Source organism: Burkholderia sp. BE17 (genome assembly GCF_009362305.1).
Lineage (GTDB): Bacteria > Pseudomonadota > Gammaproteobacteria > Burkholderiales > Burkholderiaceae > Burkholderia > Burkholderia pyrrocinia_C.
In genome coordinates, this window is sequence record NZ_WHNU01000036.1 from 40,613 (window position 1) to 61,832 (window position 21,220).

Annotated in this window: 21 protein-coding genes and 1 pseudogene; 5 read left to right on the forward strand and 17 right to left on the reverse strand. The window is 66.7% G+C overall.

All coding sequences use genetic code 11. The features are described from left to right. Nucleotides 1-33: 33 nt before the first annotated feature. Nucleotides 34-819, reverse strand: coding sequence for a trans-aconitate 2-methyltransferase (tam, locus tag GD429_RS27785; RefSeq protein WP_321574914.1), 786 nt, complete (start codon nt 817-819; stop codon nt 34-36). 138 nt (nt 820-957) lie between these two features. Here tam and GD429_RS27790 point away from each other — a divergent pair, with 138 nt between their 5' ends. Continuing rightward, nucleotides 958-1,854: a LysR family transcriptional regulator gene (locus tag GD429_RS27790; RefSeq protein WP_152861754.1), complete on the forward strand. Its 897-nt coding sequence runs from the start codon at nt 958-960 to the stop codon at nt 1,852-1,854. A 131-nt stretch (nt 1,855-1,985) separates the two neighbouring features. Here the strand turns inward: GD429_RS27790 and GD429_RS27795 are convergent, their stop codons facing one another. Continuing rightward, nucleotides 1,986-2,420: a GNAT family N-acetyltransferase gene (locus GD429_RS27795; protein WP_152861756.1), complete on the reverse strand. Its 435-nt coding sequence runs from the start codon at nt 2,418-2,420 to the stop codon at nt 1,986-1,988. A 200-nt stretch (nt 2,421-2,620) separates the two neighbouring features. Between GD429_RS27795 and GD429_RS27800 the strand changes: the two are divergent. Next, nucleotides 2,621-3,019, forward strand: a pseudogene (locus tag GD429_RS27800) (LysR substrate-binding domain-containing protein); the annotation flags it as partial. Nucleotides 3,020-3,056: 37 nt separating this feature from the next. Here the strand turns inward: GD429_RS27800 and GD429_RS27805 are convergent. Beyond that, the gene (locus GD429_RS27805) at nt 3,057-3,257 is read right to left on the reverse strand and encodes a hypothetical protein (RefSeq protein ID WP_152861758.1); all 201 of its coding nucleotides are present in this window, start codon (nt 3,255-3,257) and stop codon (nt 3,057-3,059) included. 29 nt (nt 3,258-3,286) lie between these two features. After that, nucleotides 3,287-4,606, reverse strand: coding sequence for a DUF3422 family protein (locus GD429_RS27810; protein ID WP_152861760.1), 1,320 nt, complete (start codon nt 4,604-4,606; stop codon nt 3,287-3,289). 129 nt (nt 4,607-4,735) lie between these two features. Between GD429_RS27810 and GD429_RS27815 the strand changes: the two genes are divergently transcribed. Then, nucleotides 4,736-5,611 (forward strand): LysR family transcriptional regulator, encoded by an 876-nt coding sequence (locus GD429_RS27815; protein WP_027782171.1) that lies wholly within the window; start codon nt 4,736-4,738, stop codon nt 5,609-5,611. Here GD429_RS27815 and GD429_RS27820 read toward each other — a convergent pair whose 3' ends face one another. The 5 genes from GD429_RS27820 to GD429_RS27840 all read right to left on the reverse strand — a co-directional run bounded on the left by GD429_RS27820 (nt 5,612) and on the right by GD429_RS27840 (nt 10,322). Continuing rightward, complete coding sequence (locus GD429_RS27820) at nt 5,612-6,151, reverse strand: hypothetical protein (RefSeq protein ID WP_152861761.1); 540 nt, start codon at nt 6,149-6,151, stop codon at nt 5,612-5,614. It lies immediately after the preceding gene. Nucleotides 6,152-6,296: 145 nt separating this feature from the next. Next, the gene (locus tag GD429_RS27825; protein ID WP_152861763.1) at nt 6,297-6,647 is read right to left on the reverse strand and encodes a hypothetical protein; all 351 of its coding nucleotides are present in this window, start codon (nt 6,645-6,647) and stop codon (nt 6,297-6,299) included. A 314-nt stretch (nt 6,648-6,961) separates the two neighbouring features. Continuing rightward, nucleotides 6,962-7,552, reverse strand: coding sequence for a class I SAM-dependent methyltransferase (locus tag GD429_RS27830; RefSeq protein ID WP_152861764.1), 591 nt, complete (start codon nt 7,550-7,552; stop codon nt 6,962-6,964). Between the two features lie 283 nt (nt 7,553-7,835). Further along, nucleotides 7,836-9,557, reverse strand: a complete 1,722-nt coding sequence (gene poxB, locus GD429_RS27835) for a ubiquinone-dependent pyruvate dehydrogenase (protein WP_152861766.1) — start codon at nt 9,555-9,557, stop codon at nt 7,836-7,838. A 237-nt stretch (nt 9,558-9,794) separates the two neighbouring features. Further along, entirely contained in the window at nt 9,795-10,322 is a 528-nt protein-coding gene (locus tag GD429_RS27840; protein WP_006749407.1) for an Lrp/AsnC family transcriptional regulator, read from the reverse strand. A gap of 149 nt (nt 10,323-10,471) precedes the next feature. Here GD429_RS27840 and mdeB point away from each other — a divergent pair, with 149 nt between their 5' ends. After that, on the forward strand, nt 10,472-13,204 hold the full coding sequence (gene mdeB, locus GD429_RS27845) for an alpha-ketoglutarate dehydrogenase (RefSeq protein ID WP_152861768.1): 2,733 nt from the start codon (nt 10,472-10,474) through the stop codon (nt 13,202-13,204). A 60-nt stretch (nt 13,205-13,264) separates the two neighbouring features. Here mdeB and GD429_RS27850 read toward each other — a convergent pair whose 3' ends face one another. The 3 genes from GD429_RS27850 to GD429_RS27860 all read right to left on the reverse strand — a co-directional run bounded on the left by GD429_RS27850 (nt 13,265) and on the right by GD429_RS27860 (nt 14,849). After that, nucleotides 13,265-13,738: an RES family NAD+ phosphorylase gene (locus tag GD429_RS27850; protein WP_321574915.1), complete on the reverse strand. Its 474-nt coding sequence runs from the start codon at nt 13,736-13,738 to the stop codon at nt 13,265-13,267. After that, on the reverse strand, nt 13,735-14,238 hold the full coding sequence (locus GD429_RS27855; protein WP_193727218.1) for an antitoxin Xre/MbcA/ParS toxin-binding domain-containing protein: 504 nt from the start codon (nt 14,236-14,238) through the stop codon (nt 13,735-13,737). The genes GD429_RS27850 and GD429_RS27855 overlap by 4 nt, the downstream gene beginning before the upstream one ends. Before the next feature lie 110 nt (nt 14,239-14,348). Continuing rightward, nucleotides 14,349-14,849, reverse strand: a complete 501-nt coding sequence (locus GD429_RS27860; protein WP_152861772.1) for an Lrp/AsnC family transcriptional regulator — start codon at nt 14,847-14,849, stop codon at nt 14,349-14,351. Nucleotides 14,850-15,047: 198 nt separating this feature from the next. Between GD429_RS27860 and GD429_RS27865 the strand changes: the two genes are divergently transcribed. Beyond that, nucleotides 15,048-16,064: a 1-aminocyclopropane-1-carboxylate deaminase gene (locus GD429_RS27865; protein WP_152861774.1), complete on the forward strand. Its 1,017-nt coding sequence runs from the start codon at nt 15,048-15,050 to the stop codon at nt 16,062-16,064. A gap of 80 nt (nt 16,065-16,144) precedes the next feature. On the opposite strand, the gene GD429_RS27870 is transcribed toward GD429_RS27865, so the two are convergent. The 5 genes from GD429_RS27870 to GD429_RS27885 are packed head-to-tail and all read right to left on the reverse strand — an operon-like array spanning nt 16,145 to nt 21,212. Continuing rightward, nucleotides 16,145-16,915, reverse strand: a complete 771-nt coding sequence (locus GD429_RS27870) for a heparin lyase I family protein (RefSeq protein ID WP_152861776.1) — start codon at nt 16,913-16,915, stop codon at nt 16,145-16,147. Then, a complete protein-coding gene (locus tag GD429_RS27875; RefSeq protein WP_321574916.1) occupies nt 16,905-17,630 on the reverse strand; it encodes a WecB/TagA/CpsF family glycosyltransferase in 726 nt (241 codons plus the stop codon). Before GD429_RS27875 ends, GD429_RS27870 begins: the two co-directional genes overlap by 11 nt. Before the next feature lie 35 nt (nt 17,631-17,665). Further along, on the reverse strand, nt 17,666-18,682 hold the full coding sequence (locus GD429_RS27880; RefSeq protein WP_193727219.1) for a glycosyltransferase: 1,017 nt from the start codon (nt 18,680-18,682) through the stop codon (nt 17,666-17,668). After that, nucleotides 18,679-19,929 carry a hypothetical protein gene (locus GD429_RS40700; RefSeq protein WP_193727220.1) on the reverse strand — a complete coding sequence of 417 codons (1,251 nt, stop codon included), beginning with the start codon at nt 19,927-19,929 and terminating at the stop codon, nt 18,679-18,681. The genes GD429_RS27880 and GD429_RS40700 overlap by 4 nt, the downstream gene beginning before the upstream one ends. Next, entirely contained in the window at nt 19,926-21,212 is a 1,287-nt protein-coding gene (locus GD429_RS27885; protein WP_152861782.1) for a hypothetical protein, read from the reverse strand. Before GD429_RS27885 ends, GD429_RS40700 begins: the two co-directional genes overlap by 4 nt. Between the last annotated feature and the right edge of the window lie 8 nt (nt 21,213-21,220).

Below are 21,220 nucleotides of genomic sequence, written 5' to 3' on the forward strand. Positions count from 1 at the left end.
GGCCACCGGCCCGTCGCCAGCGTCATTGCCTCGTCACTTCCGAGTCGCCACAACGAACAGGCGCGGGAACGGCAGCAGCACGGTGCCGTCGCCGAGTGCCGGATAACCGTTCGGACCGGCGAGCGCCTCGCGATAATGCGCGAGGAACGCACGCTGTTCGCCGTCGTCGAGCGCCGCGAGGAACGGCCGCAACGCACTGCCCTTGAACCATTCGACGACCGCGTCCGCGCCGCCGCGCAGCGGGTGGTAGTAGGTCGTGCGCCACACGTCCACGCGCGAACACAGCGGCGACAGCAGCGCGTAGTAGTAACGCGCGTCGAACCGCTCGGTGCGCGCCGCGTCTTTCAGCTTGCCCGCCCACGGCCCGGCCGCCGCGACTTCGCGCATCAGCCGGTGCGCGGGTTCGTCGAGGTTGTCGGGCATCTGCACCGCGAGATGGCCGCCCGGCGCGAGCCGGCCGACAAGCATCGGAAACAGCGTGTCGTGCGCGGGCACCCATTGCAGCACCGCGTTCGACAGGATCAGGTCATAGCCGCCCGGATCGTCCCACGCAGCCACATCGGCGATGTCGAAACGCAGTGCCGGCAGGCGCTTGCGCGCGGCCGCGATCATGTCCGCCGATGCGTCGATTCCGTGGATCGTCGCGTCGGGTGCGCGTGCGATCAGCGCTTCCGTCGAATTGCCGGGCCCGCAGCCGATGTCGATCGCGGTGCGGATCGGCGTGCGCGGCACGGCGGCCAGCAGGTCGCGCACCGGCCGCGTGCGCTCGTCCTCGAATTGCACGTACTGGCTCGCGTATTGATCGAGTGGGGTCGTCACGATGGTTCTCCTTGTCGGCATGGGCGGCGCCGCCGCATCCGGGCGCGGGATGCATGCGGCCGCCGATGCAGCGCATTCTGCGACTGGCGCCGCACTTCAGTAAAATGAATTTAATATCGTTATTGATTCAAATTTCTGATGAAAATCGATACGCTCGGTGTCCAGGCGTTCGTCGCGATCGCCGACGGCGGCAGCTTCCGGCAGGCGGCCGACACGCTGCACGTGACGCAGACGGCGATCACGCAACGGCTGCGCAAGCTCGAGTCGTATCTCGGCGTTGCGCTGGTCGAACGCACGACGCGCCGCACCACGCTGACCGAAATCGGCCGGCGTTTCCTGCCGCAAGCGCGGCGGCTGCTCAACGAACTTTCCGATGCGCTGACCGAAATCCGCGAGACGGGCCTGAGCCAGCGCGGCGACGTCACGATCGCGTGCGTGCCGACGGTCGGCGTGCAATACCTGCCGCGCATCCTGCGCGCGTTCTCCGGGCACCGGCCGCACGATCGCGTGAAGATCCTCGATCACGCATCGGCGTCGGTGCTGCAGGCCGTGCTGCGGCGCGAAGCCGAATTCGGCATCGGCATCGCCGGCGACCAGCACCCCGAACTCGTCAGCGTGCCGCTCACGAACGACCCGTATGTGCTTGTCTGCCGCGACGATCATCCGCTCGCGAAGCGGCGGCGCATCCGCTGGGCGGCACTGCAACCGCATCCGCTGATCTTCGCCGGCGAAGTGAGCGGCAATCGCGGGCTGCTCGAAGGCGCGCTGAAAACCAGCGGCGTGTCGCTGCATTCGTTCTACGAGGTGCAGCGCAGCTCGACGGCGCTCGGGCTCGTCGCCGAAGGGCTCGGCGCGCCCGTGGTGCCGAAGCTCGCGATCCAGAAGAACGCGTATCCGATGATCCGCACGATCGAGCTCGTCGAGCCGTCGGTATCGCGCACGCTCGTGCTCGTCACGCGCAAGAGCGCGCAACTGTCGCCCGCGGCGCGGGCGCTCTACGACATGATCGTCGAACGCGCGACGCCTGGGCGGTGATTTGCGAGCGGTGCAGGCGCTCCCGAAACATCACCGGATACGAACGGCGGCTCATCCTGCGTTGCGCTTGCCGCCACCCGCTAGCGATGTCGGCGGATGTCAGGAACAGGCTCGTAACCGCGACAACACGCTCAAAGCGTCTTGACCATGAACACGCGCGCGGTCCCTTCCGGCTCGCACGGCACTTCGCCGAAGGTCTCGTAACCCTGCTTCCGGTAGAAGTCAGGCGCCTGGAACGAGATCGTGTACAGCACCGCGCGTGCGCACCCGCGCCGTTTCGCTTCCGCTTCGGCCTCGCGCAGTAACCGGCTGCCGAATCCGCCGCCGCGCAGCGATTCGGGCAGGTAGAACAGATCGATGAAGAAAAGGCCGAGCGAAGTCCGGCCGGTGAGGCCGCCCGATACCTCGCCGGTCGCGGGGTCGGTCACGTAGACGTCGAGCGCGGCCGCATCGGCGCGCCCAGTCATCGCGTGGTTGAATTCGCCGAGCTTGCGGCTGATGAAGTCTCGTGCGGCCGGCTGCTCGGTGTCGGTCAGTCGAAGGGTAACGTCGGGAAGGGCTGTCATCGGGCGAATGCATGCGTGAAAAGGCCGCCGGGCATACAGCACCCGCTGCGGGCGTCGCACGACTATAGCGCGTCGCCCGCGCGCCGGCATGCGGTCGCATCGAGTGCGACCGGCGCTGCCGCGGCAAAAGCGCGAACGGCGGGCGCATCGCGCGGCCGCCGCTTCGTTGCACGTTGTCGCGTTGCGTCGGCTCACGCCACCGCGAACGCAGCCTTCATGTCGGTCACGACGCGCCGCTCGTGCTGCTCACGGCCGAGTTCGCGACGCGCGTGCAGATCGACCGCTATTTCCGCGAGCACGACGTGCGGTCGCGTGTGCTGATGGAGGCGAATTCGCTTGGTGCGGTGATCGAGATCGTGCGCCGCACGAATCTCGCGACGCTGCTGCCCGCGACGATCGCGACCGGACACGACGATCTCGTCGCCGTCGCGCTCGATCCGGCCGTGCTGCGGCGAACGGCTGTGCTGCTGCAGCGCAAGGGCGCGTACCGGAGCGCGGCCGCGCGTGCGTTCGTCGAGCTGGCGCTCGCGCTAGGGGCGGCGAAAGCAAAGGGAAAAGGCGATTCACGCCCGGCGCGCCAAAGGGCGGCCGGTAAATGAACGCCTGCGTCGAATCGAATCGACGCGAAGAAACGCGTCAGTTGTAGCCGAGAATCGCCACCGCCGCGACGTCCGGCCGATCGTGCGTATTCCCGACGAGCGACGTCATCGGCTCCTGCAGCACGGCCTGATACGACGTCACGCGCGCCTCTTCCGGCACGCCCGCGTCATCCGGTGCCGGTTCGTCGAACGCGTCGAGACCGCTGAAGAACCCCGATTGCTTCTGCGAAAAAGTCATCTCCACTCCTTTGATATGTCGTTGATGTTCTAGTTGACCTGCTTCAACGCCGCCTCATGCACATGCGTGCCGTCATGCACGGCCTCCGATCGCGCAAGCTGCGCGCGCGTGCGCCGCGTGATGTGAATCACCGCGAATACCACCGGCGCGATCAGCAGGCCTTCCGCCAGCTCCGGATCGACCGGCAGGTTCATCACGTGCAGCGCCTTGAACGCCGCCGTCGCGAGCGACAGCACGTAGTACGAAATGGCTGCCACCGACAGCCCTTCGACCGCGTGCTGCAGATGAAGCTGATTGCGCGCGGTGCGCTCCATGCCCGCCAGCAGGCGCGTCACGTCCTTTTCCTGCGCGAGGTTCACGCGCGTGCGCAACAGGTCGACCGCACGCGCGATCCGCGCGGCGATCTGCTCGTGGCGCGCCCACACGCTGCGGCACGTCTCCATCGCCGGCGCAAAACGCCGCTCCATGAATTCGGCGATCGTCGGCATTCCTTCGATGCGCTCCTCGCGCAATTCCTGGATGCGCGCCAGCACGAGCTTCTCGTACGCACGCGACGCACTGAAACGCGCGCCCGAACCCGACAGCGATTCGACCCGCACCGCGAGATGCGTGAGCTTGACGAGCAGCGCCGCGTCGTCGCCGTCGGCGCCGCTCGCGTCCATCCGCTGCATCAGCGCATGCAGCGCCGCGTGGATCTCGTCGAGTTCGCGGCTCATCCGCCGCGCGACCGGCAGCGCGAGCAGCGCCATCATCCGGTACGTTTCGATTTCGTACAGACGCTGCAGCAGGCGGCCGCCCTGCTCCTCGCGGAAATCCTCGTCGACGACGAGAAAGCGCATGAAGCCATCGTCGCGCACATGCCAGTCGCAGAACACCTTGCCGCCGCCGAGCACGTTGCTGCCGACGAGCGCGGGCCCGTCGATCCAGCGGCGCAGGTCGCCGCAGACGAGCCGCGCGGCGTCGCCCGACAGCAGTTCCATCCGCACCGCGACGAAACGGATGCCGGCCAGCCGCGCGAACCACGCGGCCGGAATGCCTTCGATCGCGAGATCGTCGAAATAGCCGGTGTCGCGACGCGGCGCGACGAACGTAAAGGTCGAGAATTCGGTATGGCGTTCCCACTTCAGGTGCCAGCCGCACGGCGACTGCACCGCGTAGTGCGTCGCGCCTTCGTGCGGCGCGGTTATGCCGGTGTCGCGGCACAGCGCGTGCAGCAGCGTTTCGTGGATGTCGGGCTGGCCGTCCGCATAGATCGCGTAATGCGTGAGCGACACGGCTTCGGCAAGCCGCAGGAACGGCCGCGCATGCAATTCCGCGGCCAATGCCGCGCGCAACGGATGGTCCATCATCGATACACCACTCTTCCCTGTTCAAGCCTGCGTGCCGGGCAAAACGCCAGCGTGATTGCACTATGGCAGACACACAGCAACAATAAAAACGCATAATGCTGATCGTTACGTTCAGTTTTCCTGATACCCATGAAGATGCTCGATCACGACGTGCTGGCCACCGTCGTCGCCGTCGCGGAAACCGGCAACATGACCCGCGCCGCCGAGGCCGTGAACCGCTCGCAGTCGGCGGTGAGCATGCAGATCAAGAGCCTGGAAGACGCGATCGGCCGGCCGCTGTTCGTGCGCAAGCCGCGCAGCATCGTGCTGACGCGCGAGGGCGAGGTGCTGCTGGGATTCGCCAGACGAATGCTGGCGCTGCGCGACGAGGCGTGGGCGGCCGTGGTGCGGCCGGAAGTGACCGGTAAAGTGGTGATCGGCGTGCCGGACGACTATGCATCGTCGCTGCTGCCGTCGGTCCTGAAGAAATTCTCGGCGACCTACCCGAAGGTCGAGATTCAGGTGATGGGGCTGCCGAGCAGCGCGCTCGCGCCGCTGATCAAGGAAGGCACCGTCGATCTCGTGTGCGGCACGCGCATCAAGGGGCTGACCGGCGACTTCATCCGCCACGAGCCGATGGCGTGGGCCGCGATGACGAACGGGCCGCGCGTGTGGGAGGAGCGGCCGCTGCCGATCGCGGTGTTCATGCCGGGCAGCGTCGCGCGCGAGAACGCGATCCGCAGCCTCGAACGCGCGAAGGTGCCGTATCGCACCTCGTATGAAAGCCCGAGCCTGCTCGGGCTGCTCAGCATGGTCGAGGCCGGCCTCGCGGTCGCGCCGCTCGCGCGCTGCGCGATTCCCGCGCAACTGTCGATGCTCGGCCGCTCGCACGGGCTGCCCGACCTGCCGCCGCTCGAACTGATTCTCGCGCGCAGCACGAAATCGAAGCGGCCGCCGTGCGACTTTCTCGCGGAACAGTTGATGGAGGATCTGCAGCGGCAGACCGGGCAAACCGGCGACGCGTGATCAGCGCGTCGCGCGAAACCCGGCCGCGGCAAGCGCCGCGTTGACGTTCGCCGCGACCGCATCGACGAGTGCCTCGAGCGTATCGCCGCGCACCTGCGCGTGTTCCGGCGCGACATGTTCGGCGCGTCGCCAGCCCCACTGCGCGCCCGACGCGACCGACAGCGTCGCACCGAACCGGTTGCCGTGGCGGCGGCCGAAGATGCTCACGCGCCGCTCGTCCAGATACGCCTGCTCGGGCAGGCAGAGCTGGATCTCGACCGCGACCTGATCGGAGTCGTTGACCCGCGCGGCCGGGTTGATCGCCGGCGCGAACACCTTGCCGATCCGCAACGTCACGCAGGTCTCCCACGCCGCGAGCGGTCCGCCGGCCGCGTCGACGCGCTCGGTGTCGACCGACCACTGATGCCCGTCGGGCACGACGATCGCCTGATGCAGCAACATTTCGGCCACGCGCACCGTCGTCACGAGCTGCCGCGCGAGCTGCCGGCCCGACGGCAGCGACGCCGTCCGCGCGCTATGCACTTCTTCCGTGAGGTACATGGACACTCCATATTCAGGATCGGCGCCGCGCGCGACGCGGCGCACGAACATCCGCCGCCCGACGGGCGGACAGCACCGCGACCGACGATCCGGCGACGAATCAAACGATCAACAAACAACCGACACGCAATAATCGCTCCCCGACTCACCGGGGCTGCGGCCCGACGCGCAACCGGCGCGCGACGGGCCCGATCACCGCATCGGCCTGCTGCGCGATCAGCATGTGCAGCATGAAATCCAGATCCTCCGGCGCGATCTCGAAGTGCACATGGATCACGTCGCGCACGGTGCGCGCGCTGACGACATACACGCCGAGCGGCGAATGCAGCAGCGCCGCGAGGCGGGCGCGCGCGAGTTCGCCGGAGCCGACCGTCAGCGTGACGGGCAACTGCAGGCGCGGACGCGGCGGCGGGAACGGAAGGACGTTGTGGCGTGCGCCGGCGCGCACCTGACGGCCGGCGACATCGAAGGCGGGAACGGGATGGATGAAGGTCATGGCGCGGACGGAAGCCGTCTCGGCTGTTCGACACATGCCCAGCTTAGAAGACCGCGCATAAACGCCGTGCAAAAAAACGGCGCGGTAATGCTAAAACGGCATGCGGGTACCGTCTTTCGTCAGCGGGCCGCGCGGCGACGGCACGCGCTTCTAGCGCTTCGTCGGCGATCCCTGTCGGATGCGGCTGGAAAAGGAAAAAACCGGCCGGCCTGACCGCAAGCCCCACTTGCGAAGAATGGAAATTGGAAGAATCTGTATGGCTTGCGAAAGAAACCGACGCGGTGCCGTGTCCCGGCGCCCCGCGCGCGGCCGCGTCAATCGGCGTGTTCGGCGGCGACGCCGCGCACGGTCACGATGCGCGCAGGCGGAATATTTGCCCAGACGATACGACTGCCGCAGGCAACGAATGCCGAATCGCCCAGCGGATGACGGCCGGGCGAGCGCAAATCGTAGGTAAATTGAACCATCACGCCATCGGCCGACAGCACGTGATGGCATTGCTCGACGATGGCCGTCACGTCCTCGCGCGGCAGCGTGCGCAACGGCAGGCACGACACGATCGCATCGACCCGCGCGGCGGGCGGCAGCAGCCGTTCGAGCTGCCGCGCATCGCCCCACACGATCGACACATCCGGAAAGCGTCGCCGCAGGTGCTGCACGAACGCCGGCGAACGCTCGACCACGACGAGGCGCCGTGGCGCGACGCCGCGTTCGAGCAACGCCGCGGTGATCGCGCCGGTGCCGCCGCCGAGTTCGACGACCAGCCCGTCGCCGTCCGGCACCGCGCCGGCCATCTCGCGCGCCAGATGCCGCGAACTCGGGCACAATGCGCCCACCGCGGCCGGGCGGCCGACCCACTCGCGCACGAACAGTGCGGAGACGCGCCACACGTTTGGCCAGATCATTGGCCGGCCTTGAGCGGTTGCGCCTTCGGCTTCGACGTGCCGACGACTTCGTGGAACGGGGCTACGGCGACACGGGGCTTGTTCACTGGCATCCTCCTGGACGAAGCGGTCCGCCGCAGGAAGAGCGACGATCCAATCGATTCTAGGAAACGCAAACTTAAGGCGACGTGAAGATTGTCCCTAATTGCCCGCGCCGCCGCATCCGTGAGTGGGTCGCCGACGGGAGCGAAGCAGCGTGACCGATCGGGAACGAACGGCACGCCGCATCGCGCGCGGCACCGCCTCACCTCAGGTTGGTTCTCGCCAGCTCGACGATCTCGTCGCCGCGCCCGCTCAGGATCGCACGCAGCATGAACAGGCTGAAGCCCTTCGCATGCGCGATCTCGATCTTCGGCGGCATCGCAAGCTCGTATTTCGACGTGACGACGTCGACCACCGCCGGCCCGTCGTGCGCGAACGCCGTGCGCAATGCCTGCTCGACGTTCTCCGAATGCTCGACGCGTACGCTGAAGATACCCGCGCCCTTCGCGATCGCCGCGAAATCGGTCGGGCTCAGGTCGACGTTGGTATCGAGATAACCGGCCGCCTTCAGCTCCATCGACACGAAGCCGAGCAGGCTGTTGTTGTACACGACGATCTTGATCGGCAGGTTGAGCTGGCGCGCGCTCAGCAGATCGCCGAGCAGCATCGACAGCCCGCCGTCGCCGGACAGCGACACCACCTGCCGCCCCGGATGCGCACCCTGCGCGCCGAGCGCCTGCGGCATCGCGTTCGCCATCGACCCGTGGTTGAACGAGCCGTGCAGTTGCCGCTTGCCGTTCATCGTCAGGTAGCGCGCGGCCCACAGCGTCGGCGTGCCGACGTCGGCCGTGAAGATCGCGTCGTCGGCCGCGACTTCGTCGACGAGCTTCGTCAGGTATTGCGGATGGATCGCGCGGCCCGGCGGCTCGGCCACCGCGAGATCGTCGAGCCCCTTGCGCGCGGCCGCGTAATGCTTCAGCGCATTCTCGAGGAAGCGCCGCTGGGCCTTGCGCGTCAGGCGCGGCAGCAGCGCGGCGATCGTCTCCTTCACGGTGCCGACGAGGCCGAGCGCGAGCGGCGCGCGATGGCCGAGCTGCGAGCCCTTCCAGTCGATCTGCGCGATCTTCGCGTTCGACGGATAGAACGGCCGGTACGGGAAATCCGTGCCGAGCATCAGCAGCGTGTCGCACGATTCCATCGCGTGATAGCCGGAACTGAAGCCGATCAGCCCGGTCATCCCGACGTCGAACGGGTTGTCCCATTCGACGAACTGCTTGCCGCGCAGCGCATGCACGACCGGCGCGCCGAGCGTGTCGGCCAGCGCGACCACTTCGTCGTGCGCGCCCTGCGTACCGCTGCCGCACAGCAGCGTGACCGCGTCGGAACCGTTCAGCAATGCCGCGAGCCGGTCGAGATCGGCTTCGGCCGGCAGGATCGACGGCGGCGCCGATTCGCTCCACGCCGGCGCTTCTTCCGGGCCGTCGCCGAGCGCGATGTCGCCCGGCAGCACGATCACCGCGACACCGCGTTCCTCGATCGCGGTGCGCATCGCGCGCGCGAGCACGCGCGGGAACTGCGACGCATTGGTCACCAGCTCCGCGAAGTGGCTGCACTCGCGGAACAGTTCCTGCGGATGGGTTTCCTGGAAGTAGCCGAGCCCGATTTCGGTCGACGGGATGTGCGCGGCGATCGCGAGCACCGGCTGGTGATTGCGGTGGCAGTCGTACAGCCCGTTGATCAGGTGCAGGTTGCCGGGGCCGCAGCTGCCCGCGCACACCGCGAGCCGCCCGGTCGACGCGGCATCCGCGCCGGCCGCGAACGCGGCGCTTTCCTCGTGCCGCGTATGCATCCAGCGGATCGAGCCGATCTGGGCCAGGCTGAACGACAGGCCGTTCAGGCTGTCGCCCGTCACGCCCCAGATGCGCTCGACGCCCGCCGCCGCCAGCGTCTTCGCCAGGTATTCCGCCATCGTCTGTCTTGCCATCACGCCCTCACTCGTTGATTGATCGAGACATGCATGAAGCGGCCGCGCGCTCGCACGTTTCGCCGACCGGACGAGCATACGCGACTGGCCCGCGCCGCGTCGCGACGGTGCAACCGGGCCGACTGCCGTATGAGGCGCACCCACGCGATCGGTTCGATCCGGCGCCGCGCAGCGCGGCGGGCGTCATCGTTTCGTCACCTTCGCGTCGGCGAACGGACAGGCTGGCCGGCGCCGCGCTCAGCTCCAGTCGGACGCCGACTCGTCCGGATCGACCAGCGTGAGCCCCGCCGCCGGCAGCGGCAGCGCGGTCTTGTAGCGCACCTGCTTCAACGCGAAGCTCGACCGGATGTTCGACACGCCGGGAATCGTCGTGAGCCGCTCGATGATGAAGCGCTCGAGCGTGCGCATGTCGGGCATCACGACGCGCAGCAGATAGTCGGCGTCGCCCGACATCAAATAACACTCCATCACCTCGGGCCGCTGCGAGATCGCCTCCTCGAAGCGCTGCAGCGCGTCCTCGACCTGCTTCTCGAGGCTGACCTGGATGAACACGTTGATCCGCAGCCCGAGCGGCTCGGGATCGAGCAGCGTGACCTGCTGCCGGAACAGCCCGAGTTTCTCCAGCGCGCGCACGCGGTTGAAGCACGGCGTGGCCGACAGGTTCACCGCGCGCGCGAGTTCCGCGTTCGTGATCCGCGCGTTCTGCTGAAGCTGGTTCAGGATGCCGATGTCGATGCGGTCGAGCCGCTTGGGAGAGGCGCTCATAGTCTGAATATTCCTTCTATCACGACGATTCCGGAATATTTACACTATCCGGCGGCAAATTCCCAATGAATTCAGACGCATATTTTGCGGATCGACGCGTAGCATGAGTCCCATTGATGCGTGCCGCCGACGGCGCGCGGGAGACTCCCATGACGGATCTGTCGAACGGTATCGAACACGCGCAGCGCGCGGCCCTCGCGCGCACCGATGCGGACCCGGAAGAAACCGCCGAATGGCTCGAGGCGCTCGACGCGGTGGTCGCGCACGTCGGCCGCGACCGCGCGCAATACCTGTTCGACCGGCTCGCCGAGCATGCGCGCGCAACCGGCCTCGCGTCGGCGCGCACGCCCGTCACGCGCTACCTGAACACGATTGAGCTCGCCGAGCAGCCGCCGTATCCGGGCGACCTCGACCTGGAGGAACGGCTGTCGGCCGCGCTGCGCTGGAACGCGCTCGCGATGGTCGTGCGCGCGAACCGCGCGTACGGCGAACTCGGCGGCCACATCGCGAGCTATGCATCGGCGTCCGACCTGTTCGAGACCGGCTTCAACCACTTCTTCCGCGCGGCGTCGACCGCGGCCGGCGACGCACCCGGCACGGCCGGCGGCGATCTCGTGTACTTCCAGCCGCATTCGTCGCCGGGCGTCTATGCGCGCGCGTATCTCGAAGGCTTCCTCACCGAGGATCACCTGAAGCATTACCGCCGCGAAATCGCCGGCCCGGGCCTGTGCTCGTATCCGCACCCGTGGCTGATGCCCGATTTCTGGCAGTTCCCGACCGGCTCGATGGGGATCGGCCCGATCAACGCGATCTACCAGGCGCGCTTCATGCGCTACCTGCAGCATCGCGGCCTCGCGAACACCGCGGGCCGCACCGTGTGGGGCTTCTTCGGCGACGGCGAGATGGACGAACCCGAATCGCTCGGCGCGCTGTCGCTCGCCGCGCGCGAGGGGCTCGACAACCTCGTGTTCGTGATCAACTGCAACCTGCAGCGGCTCGACGGCCCGGTGCGCGGCAACGGCCGCGTGATCGACGAGCTCGAAGCGCAGTTCGCGGGCGCCGGCTGGAACACGATCAAGGTGCTGTGGGGCTCCGACTGGGATCCGCTGTTCGCACGCGACCACGCCGGCGCACTCGCCCGCGCGTTCGCCAATACCGTCGACGGGCAGTTCCAGACCTTCTCCGCGAACGACGGCGCCTACAACCGCGCGCGCTTCTTCAGCCAGGACCCTGCGCTCGAAGCGCTCGCCGCGCAGCTCACCGATGCGGAGATCGACCGCCTGCGCCGCGGCGGCCACGACGCGCGCAAGCTGCACGCCGCGTATGCGCGCGCGCTCGCGCACCGCGGCCAGCCGACCGTGATCCTCGCGAAGACGATGAAGGGTTACGGCATGGGCGCGGCCGGCCAGGGCCGGATGACGACCCATCAGCAGAAGAAGCTCGACGTCGACGATCTGAAGGCGTTCCGCGACCGCTTCCGGTTGCCGCTGTCGGACAGCGACGTCGAACAGTTGAAGTTTTACAAGCCAGCGGAAGACAGCCCGGAAATGCGTTACCTGCATGCCCGCCGGGCTGCCCTGGGAGGCTATCTGCCCAGAAGGCGGACAGCGGCATCGAAGGGGCTGACCGTCCCTTCGATGCCGGCCTGGGGAACGTTCGCGCTGGATGCGGCGGGCCGCGAGATGTCGACGACGATGGCGCTCGTGCGCATGCTCGCCGCGTTGATCAAGGATCGCGACATCGGCTCGCGCGTCGTACCGATCGTGGCTGACGAAGCGCGCACGTTCGGCATGGCCAGCCTGTTCCGGCAGGTCGGCATCTACTCGCCGCTCGGCCAGCGCTACGAGCCCGAGGATCTCGGCTCGATGCTCTACTACCGCGAGGACACGCGCGGGCAGATTCTCGAGGAAGGCATTTCGGAAGCGGGCGCGATCTCGTCGTGGATCGCCGCCGCGACGTCGTACAGCGTGCACGACCTGCCGATGCTGCCGTTCTACATCTACTACTCGATGTTCGGCTTCCAGCGCATCGGCGACCTGATCTGGGCCGCCGCCGACCAGCGCTCGCGCGGCTTTCTCATCGGCGCGACGTCGGGCCGCACGACGCTCGGCGGCGAGGGGTTGCAGCACCAGGACGGCAGCAGCCACCTCGCCGCGTCGACGATCCCGAACTGCCGCGCGTACGATCCGGCGTTCGCGTACGAAGTCGCGACGATCGTCGATGCGGGCATGCGCGAGATGGTCGAGCAGCAGCGCGACGTGTTCTATTACGTGACCGTGATGAACGAAAACTACGCGCAGCCGTCGATGCCCGACGACGAGGTGGCCGCGCGGCGCGAAGGCATCCTGAAGGGCATGCACCGGCTGCCGTCCGGTTCGAACGCAACCGCACGCGTGCAGTTGCTCGGCTCGGGCGCGATCCTCGGCGAAGTGCTCGCCGCGCAGCGGATGCTGAAGGACGACTGGTGCATCGATTCCGCCGTGTGGAGCGTCACGAGTTTCACGGAACTGCAGCGTGACGGGATGGAAGCCGAGCGTCGCGCGCGGCTCGACGACGACGCACAGTCGACGCCGTACGTCACCGCCGCGCTCGCCACGACGCGCGGGCCCGTGATCGCGGCGACCGACTACGTGCGCGCGGTGCCCGAACTGATCCGCGCGTACGTACCGCGCCGCTACGTGACACTCGGCACCGACGGGTTCGGCCGCAGCGACACGCGCGACGCGCTGCGCGCGTTCTTCGAGGTCGATCGCGCGAGCATCGTGCTCGCGGCGCTGAAGGCGCTGGCGGATGACGGAAAACTCGATGCGACTGTCGTGCGCGACGCACGCGAGCGCCTCGGCAAGTCGGCATATCCAGGCGGCGCGCCATGGCAGCGCTGACCGCGCGACGCGACCGTGCAGCAGCCGACGATGATTCGTCGACCAAAACAATACGACCGACTAGCCGAAGAGGCGCGGATCCAGCGCGAACGCTTCCTTGCCGATCACTTTCACACTCGAAGCAAAATCCGCATGCAGCGGGTTCATCAGCAAGTTGAAGTCGGTCGAGCAGACGACTGACGGTACGCGCATCGCCAACTGCTCGCCCGCTTCAAGCCAGACCCGCCCGATCCGCGCGGTCGACTCCGGATCCTGCGACAGTACCGCCCAATCGTCCGGCAGGTCCGGCTGGTACGCATTGTCATGGACGATGTCGGGCACTTCCAGCGTCACTAAAAAAAATCCGCCAACGGGAAGCAAGCCGGACATATGGACGAGTGACTCGAGCAACGACGTCGACGCATGGCAGCAGGTGTACAGCACCCGCATGCCGCGAGGATTCCAGCGGCCACCTGCGATCGCCGCGCCGTTCCCGCTCAGGTCGTCGGCCAGGTAGTGCCCCTTTCGTTCTTTCGCGAGACGATACAACCTCACGCGCCGACCCCGAACTGCGCACGGTTCAGAATGTCGCGCACCCGGTCGTAGCCGGGCTGTACGTCGAGCACTTCGAGCGGCTTCAAACCGTCGAGCTCCGCGTTCGCCCGGCTCATCCACGCCGCTGCGCGCTCGCGGTCCTCAAACAGATCGGTGGCGAGATTCAGTATATAAAGCACGCGCGCAACGCGATCGGACTCGCCTTGCGACAACCGGTCGTGTTTGGCGATTTTTCGCAGAATGGTCGAGCTGGGAAGGCTCAGCGCGCTCAATAGGGACTGAACCGGCACGCCGAGCAACTCGCGCGCGACACGCTCGATGATGACCGCGTCGAAACCCTCCGCGATCGCGCGCCGCTGCGACATCGGCGCCATCCGGCCAAAGGTGTCGAAATCGCCCTTGCCGGCGCCCAAACCGTTCGAGCCGCCCGCCGGCGACGCGGCGCGGGATGCGGCAGCCCGCTTGGCAGGCTGACGGGCCGCAGGTGGGGTTGCTGTCATGGCGATTCCCAAATGGGTTAATTTGAATTCTCATTGTATACACCCAAACGGGAATTTTCAATTTGCCAAACGGCATAGCCTAGGCCAATGGGAATCGACGACGCTCCGCGCTACACCGGCAACGCATGCGTCGACAGGATCTCCTTGAGCACCATGAACGAGCGCACCTGCCGCACGCCCGGCAGGTAGATCAGTTGTTCCGCATGCAGCCGGTTGAAGCTCTCGTTGTCGCGTGTGCGCACCAGCATGAAGTAGTCGAACTCGCCCGTCACGACGTGGCATTCGACACACCCCGACACCTTCTGCGCAGCCTTCTCGAACGCGGCGAACGCTTCCGGCGTCGAGCGGTCGAGCACGAAGCCGATCACGACCAGCATGCCGGCCCCGAGCGGCTTCGGGTCGAGCAGCGCGACGATCCCGCGAATCATCCCCATTTCCTTGAGCCGCTCGACGCGCCGCAGGCACGCCGGCGCGCTCAGCTTCACCTTCGCGGCGAGGCTCACGTTCGAGATCGACGCGTCCTGCTGAAGCTGCCTGAGGATCGCGCGATCGATGCGATCGAGCGCGGGCGCGGCATCGCCCGGCGCCGCCGGTCTTCCAGTTAATTTCATTGCGTCTTCCTCGATTTTTTCGAACTCGAATTGCTTGATCAGCACTCGATTCGTTATCAACGTAGGCCGACGATATTTATTTCGCAAGCTCATTTCGCGCGTGCTTGCCTATCATTTTTCCATCGGGACACGGCGTGCCGGCCCCTCCCGAACGCACCGATGCCCGCGCCAACCCCGCCTTTCCGGAGACAAAAATCGATGAACCTGCAACGCTTCCCCCGTTATCCGCTGACGTTTGGCCCGACCCCGATCCAGCCGCTCAAGCGGCTGAGCGCGCACCTCGGTGGCAAGGTCGAGCTGTATGCGAAGCGCGAGGACTGCAACAGCGGCCTCGCGTTCGGCGGCAACAAGACCCGCAAGCTCGAATACCTGATTCCCGACGCGCTCGCGCAGGGCGCGGACACGCTCGTGTCGATCGGCGGCGTCCAGTCGAACCAGACGCGCCAGGTCGCGGCCGTCGCCGCGCATCTCGGCATGAAATGCGTGCTCGTGCAGGAGCACTGGGTCAACTATGAAGACCCCGTGTATGACAAGGTCGGCAACATCCAGCTGTCGCGCATGATGGGCGCCGACGTGCGGCTCGTTGCCGACGGCTTCGACATCGGCATCCGCCGTAGCTGGGAAGAAGCGATGGAAAGCGTGCGGCAGGCGGGCGGCAAGCCGTATCCGATTCCGGCCGGCTGTTCCGAGCATCCGCTCGGCGGGCTCGGGTTCGTCGGCTTCGCTGAGGAAGTGCGCCAGCAGGAAGCCGAGCTCGGCTTCAAGTTCGACTACATCGTCGTGTGCTCGGTGACGGGCAGCACGCAGGCCGGGATGGTCGTCGGCTTCGCGGCCGATGGCCGCGCGGATCGCGTGATCGGCATCGACGCATCCGCGACGCCGGAGAAAACGCATGCGCAGATCACGCGCATCGCGCGGCATACGGCTGAAATCGTCGAGCTCGGGCGTCGCATCGACGAGCAGGACGTCGTGCTCGACACGCGCTACGCGGGCCCCGAATACGGGCTGCCGAACGACGGCACGCTCGAGGCGATCCGGCTGTGCGCGCGGCTCGAAGGCGTGCTGACCGATCCCGTCTATGAAGGCAAGTCGATGCACGGGATGATCGACAAGGTGCGGCGCGGCGAATTCGAGCCGGGCTCTAAGGTGCTGTATGCGCACCTGGGCGGCGTGCCGGCGTTGAGCGCGTATGCGGAGATTTTCCGCAACGGGTGACGGGGCCGGGCGGAGGCGCGGCGCGCACCGGCGTCACGCCTCCGTCGAACCGGCACGGCATCCGCGCGGTTCGGCTCCGCTCATCGGGCCGTGTCACGCAGTGCCTTCATCTCGATGTCGCCGTAATAAATCGTTCGCTCGGTCACGTCGGACGGGCGGGTCTTCCACCACCATTTGTAGAGGCCGAGCTTGAAGTAAGCGTCGCGATCGTTCGGATACGCATTCGGTACGCCCGCAACATGCACGACGCGTTCGCCGTTCCGGAACACCTCGGTCAGCGCGTCGACGCCTGAATCGTCCGGTCGATACCGCAGCACCCACCAGACCCGTTTCCCGCGATCCGCCGACGGGTCGCCGAACGCAATGGACCGGCTCGGCATGCCCGGCGCGCCGCGCACATCGACTTCGTACTTCCCGGCATTCAGCAGCAACGCAAACGGAGGCGATCCGTCGCTGCCGCCCTGATGCAATTGCGCGATCAGTTCCGGCTGTCTGGAATCGAACCGGTAGTCGGCGGGAATGACCGTCGACCAGCGCACCTCGTAGTCGCGACCGTTGACGAAGCGGAACACCGGAAAGAAGCTGATCTCGGCACGCGGCGTGCCGCTCGCCACGCTGCTGAAGTCCTGCGAGCGCTTCATCGTCACCCTCAACAGCGTGCCGCGAACACCGGAAATCTCGGCGGTGGTGATGTTCTGCACCGCCGGCTCCTGCAAACGAAGCCGCGCATCGATGCCGCTCGCCCAGTCCGACCGATAAAAATGCGCATCGTCATGCTTGCCGCCTTCCGGGCCCGCGCGGCAAGCCGACGCGACGAGCACGCATGCGGCAACGACGAAGCTACCGCGCATCCCGCTCTCCTTTTCGCCGAAACAGCCGCGACACGTACGCGCGCGCCAGCATCGCCAGGAAGCGGCTGTTGGTCGACAGATAGCGTTTCCACATCCGCCCCGGCTCCTGGATCACGCGAAACGCCCACTCCAGCCCGCTGCGCTGCATCCACGGCGGCGCCCGCTTGACCTTCCCCGCCACCACGTCGAACGTGCCGCCCACGCCCATCACGAAATCGACGCCCAACTGCGATTTCCAGCGATTGATGAAGTTTTCCTTGCGCGGCGACGTGATCGCGACGAACAGCAGCCGCGCACCCGAGCGGCGGATATCGTCCACGACCGCCTGTTCGTCGTCCCAGAAATAGCCGTGGTGATATCCGGCGACCGGCAGCCGCGGATAGCGTGCCGCCGCCACCGCGACGACCCGCTCGACGACCTCCGGCGTCGCGCCGAGCAGATAGACCGGCAGCCCTTTCGCTTCGGCCAGCGCCAGCAGCCGCTCGAACAGATCCACGCCCGCGACGCGCTCCGGCACCGGGATGCCGAGCAGCCGCGCGCCCCAGACGACACCCATGCCGTCGACGTTGACGATGTCGCATTCGCGGACCGACGCGGCGAGTTCCGCATCGCGCTGCAGGTTGACGAGCTTCGCGACGTTGACCACGACGTGCTGTGTGAATTGCCGTTTCTCGACTCTCGCGCCGATCCAGTCCACCGTATCGTTCATCGACATCAGATGGATCGGGCATGAAAAGATTTCAGCTCGGTTCATAACAAGGCCCCGCCATCATTTTTTTTGACTTCCGGAATATCGTCGGCAAATCGCGACGGTCGGCACAGCGACGTGTACAGATCCTTCAGCTTCGCCGACACATCGGCGGAGAAGCAACCGAGCGCCGCAAGCTTCTCGCGCCCGTTGGATCGCGCGCCGGCCTTCAACACATCGGCAAGCTCGTTCGTGAGACGGCCCGCGTCGTGGTCGAACACCACCATGCCCGGCGACACGCCGTCGAGCAGTTGCCGCACGTTGCCGACATCGACCGATACGACCGGCAGATCGAGCGCCATCGCTTCCTTGACCGATTGCGGCGACCCTTCCCGGGTCGACGTCATCAGCAGGCACGCGGCATGCGCCAGCAAGTCGCGCACCTCGCCGCGATCGAGACCGTCGAGATGCCGCTCCTGCACCCGGATGCCGTGCTGTTCCGCAAGCTGCCGCAGCACCAGCGAAAACAGCGGATAGTTCTTCTCCGGACGTTTCGGCGAAGACGGGAAGACAACGATCGGCACGGCGGATTGCATGAGCGCATCGTCGCGATCCCCGGCGAAGACCGTCTCGTTGACCGCACACGGAATCGTCACGCAGCGGCGGCGCAGCCGGATCAGGCGCGATGAAATTTCCGCACTCACGCCGATGCACGCATGCGCGAAACAGGCCATCGATTTCGACACCGCGCGCATCCACAGCGGACCCAGGATGTCCGTGCCGTGGAACGTGATGACAACCCGCGCTTTCGAAAACAGCCGGACCAGCGGTGCGGAACACGCGCTCAGGCCGAAGTGGTAATGCACGACGTCGTACCGGCCCGCACGAGCGGCCTTCCAGACCTGCCGGATCGAGCTCAGGTATTCGCGCTTGCCGCGATACCCTTCGATGACGAGCACATCGACCGTGCAGCCGCCGGAGCGCCGCAGCGCGTCGACCTGCTCGGTCACGAACACGCCTTGCCAGGGGCTCGCGCGGTTGCTGCCGAGATACATGTTCGTAACGACGAGAATTTTCACGAGCGAACTCCCACCACACCGCCGCGATGCACCGGGCCGACGCGCGGCCGCCCCCACGAGAACGCATACATCGCCAGCAGCGCGGAAAATACGTAAGACGGCGAAACAAACGCCATCGAAAAGATGTTGTCGAAGCAGAACGCACCGACGATGTAGAACCAGACGGCCGGCTTGCGCCGTCCTTGCCCGTACCCCAGCACGAACACCAGCCACGCGAGCGCGCCGAACACGCCCATCTCGACGAACAGGTGCGGGTAGAACGTGTCGGTGGTCTTCAACAGCCCGCCGAGCCCGTACCAGTCGAAGTGATAGAGCTGGTAGAGCGGCGACGAGAACTTCACCGACGCCGGGCCGCCGAAGCTGCCCAACCCTTCGCCAAGCAGATTGCCGTTGCCGATCGACTCGAACATCACGCGATAGGATTCGGCGCGCGCCGAATTGCCCGCGACGACGTAGAACAGGATCTTCGCCATGCCGACCTTCAACAGCGAATCCAGCACGCCCATCGCCATCAGCACGAGCATCGTGCCCGCGATGCCGGCGGCAGCCAGCCACGCGCGCACATCCCTGACGTTCCTCACGAACGGATAGAGCGCCAGCACCGCGAACAGCTTGAACGAGAAGCCGAGCAACGCGAACAACAGGAACCCCCACGACGCGATCGCCGCGCGACGGCCGGACCAGTACCAGCGGCACAGCAGGAACGCGCAGAGATTGATGAAGCTGAACTCCGAAAAGAACCCCATCCACCCCTGCGCACGCAGGAACAATCCCGAATCGATCCGCACCGGCATGAACAGCGGCAGCCCGACCGCATACGACACGTAGAAATACAGCTGGAACAGGTCGTTGCTCACGACCACGCCGATGAACGTCTTGACCAGCACGTCGAGCCGGTCGCGATACGGGAAGATCGCCACCGTGATCGCGACCGGAAAGAGGAAGCGGACGAGTTCCTCGATCCCGGCATGGACGTTGAACGACAGCAGCATCCCGATGCAGAGCGACACGGCGATGGGCAGCGCGAGAACGGCCAGCCGGTGAAAGCGCGGACGCAACAGGATCGCCGCGAACACGAGGCCGAACGCGCCGATCTTTACGACCTGCGAACGATCGTCGTCGAGCGTGAGCAGCGTGTCGCTGACGCAGAAGACGAAGTAGGCGAGCGCCAGCAGGCCGGCGCCCAGGTCGGCCACGCGCGATCGACGATGCGGCACGATCGCCGGGAATCGGGCGGCCGCATTCATGGCCGCGCTCCCGACGCCGCCGGCATCGCTTGCATATCGGCGACGCCCAACGCGCTGATCGATTCCGCATAGGCCGCGCATACCCGCCGTGCATGCATCACGACGATCGCGTTCCGGATCAGCGTCACGACCACCGCGGACGCCAGCATGCAGAAGAACCCGGTTTCGCCGCCGATCGCAACGCAGCCGCCGAGCAAAACGACGAACAGCGCCGAGGTGCCGATGTTGATCCGCGCGGTGGCCGCGCCCTGCTCGAACGCCATCATCACGTTGCTGCCGACGACGCCGAGCACGCCGGCCGCGCACTGGATCGCCAGCAGCACGCCGCCCGCGAGCGCCACGTACGCGCCGCTGCCGTCGAGCCCGTAGCGGTAGGTCAGCCCCGCCACCATTGCAAGGTTCGCGACAAGTACGACCAGGTTCGACAGGTCGATATCGCGCCGCATCGCGCCCAGCGTCGCGTCGAGCGGCGCCTTGTCCTTCTTCCGCTTCACGAGGTCCGGCAATTGCGCGATCGAAATGGCGCGCGGCAGCAGGTTGCCGATCGCGGTCACCGAGGAAAACAACGACAGCATCCCCGCGAACGACGCGCCGCACATCGCGTTCGCCGCCGGCACGGTCACCAGCGCGATGCCGCCGGACAGGAAATTGGTCAGCCCGAACTGCAGCCCCTTCACGTCGATGCGCATCGAAAACGCGCGACGATCGGGCGCGCCGATCGCGGCGAACATCGCGACGGCCACCACGACCAGCGCAACGGCGAGGCACGGCGACGCGGAATAGCCGTGGCGCGTGCCGATCCACAGCATCGCGCACGAGCCCGCGATCAGCAGGCAGTCGAACGCGATCGTGATCCGGTAGCGGCGGTACGACACGAAGAAATGTCGCGCGAGCTGATACACGGTCCAGCCCCACATCAGCGCGACCACGCCGCCGAGATCGAACGCGACGAAGCCGGTGGCGGACACCAGCACGCATGCGATCGTGGCGGCCACGGCGGTCCATCCCGCCATCGACACCAGCGAGTAGAACGCGCCGCGCGCCGCCTGCTTCCCGTCGCTCGCCGGTACGCGCACCAGAATCAGCGTCGCCCAGCCGATGGCCGTGAAGAAGCCGATCATCTGCGCGATCGACAGGTTGGACGCCGCAGCCCCAAGCTCGTCCAGCGAATAGATCCGCTGGACGACCCAGAACGTCAGCACGCGATAGAGGCCGGGCGCGCCGGTACAGACAAGCGCCTCGACACGGCCCAGCAGCTTTTTGGCGTCGGCCTTCCGCAGCATGATTTTTG

Coding starts and splice junctions, on each gene's coding strand:
- GD429_RS27790 (WP_152861754.1), top strand. CDS start 958: ATGAAAATCGATACGCTCGGTGTCCAGGCGTTCGTCGCGATCGCCGAC.
- poxB (WP_152861766.1), bottom strand. CDS start 9,557: ATGGCAAGACAGACGATGGCGGAATACCTGGCGAAGACGCTGGCGGCG.
- GD429_RS27810 (WP_152861760.1), bottom strand. CDS start 4,606: ATGATGGACCATCCGTTGCGCGCGGCATTGGCCGCGGAATTGCATGCG.
- GD429_RS27825 (WP_152861763.1), bottom strand. CDS start 6,647: ATGACCTTCATCCATCCCGTTCCCGCCTTCGATGTCGCCGGCCGTCAG.
- GD429_RS27865 (WP_152861774.1), top strand. CDS start 15,048: ATGAACCTGCAACGCTTCCCCCGTTATCCGCTGACGTTTGGCCCGACC.
- GD429_RS27830 (WP_152861764.1), bottom strand. CDS start 7,552: ATGATCTGGCCAAACGTGTGGCGCGTCTCCGCACTGTTCGTGCGCGAG.
- GD429_RS27820 (WP_152861761.1), bottom strand. CDS start 6,151: ATGTACCTCACGGAAGAAGTGCATAGCGCGCGGACGGCGTCGCTGCCG.
- GD429_RS27870 (WP_152861776.1), bottom strand. CDS start 16,915: ATGCGCGGTAGCTTCGTCGTTGCCGCATGCGTGCTCGTCGCGTCGGCT.
- GD429_RS27840 (WP_006749407.1), bottom strand. CDS start 10,322: ATGAGCGCCTCTCCCAAGCGGCTCGACCGCATCGACATCGGCATCCTG.
- GD429_RS27885 (WP_152861782.1), bottom strand. CDS start 21,212: ATGCTGCGGAAGGCCGACGCCAAAAAGCTGCTGGGCCGTGTCGAGGCG.
- GD429_RS40700 (WP_193727220.1), bottom strand. CDS start 19,929: ATGAATGCGGCCGCCCGATTCCCGGCGATCGTGCCGCATCGTCGATCG.
- GD429_RS27855 (WP_193727218.1), bottom strand. CDS start 14,238: ATGACAGCAACCCCACCTGCGGCCCGTCAGCCTGCCAAGCGGGCTGCC.
- mdeB (WP_152861768.1), top strand. CDS start 10,472: ATGACGGATCTGTCGAACGGTATCGAACACGCGCAGCGCGCGGCCCTC.
- GD429_RS27795 (WP_152861756.1), bottom strand. CDS start 2,420: ATGACAGCCCTTCCCGACGTTACCCTTCGACTGACCGACACCGAGCAG.
- GD429_RS27860 (WP_152861772.1), bottom strand. CDS start 14,849: ATGAAATTAACTGGAAGACCGGCGGCGCCGGGCGATGCCGCGCCCGCG.
- GD429_RS27875 (WP_321574916.1), bottom strand. CDS start 17,630: ATGTCGATGAACGATACGGTGGACTGGATCGGCGCGAGAGTCGAGAAA.
- GD429_RS27805 (WP_152861758.1), bottom strand. CDS start 3,257: ATGACTTTTTCGCAGAAGCAATCGGGGTTCTTCAGCGGTCTCGACGCG.
- GD429_RS27815 (WP_027782171.1), top strand. CDS start 4,736: ATGAAGATGCTCGATCACGACGTGCTGGCCACCGTCGTCGCCGTCGCG.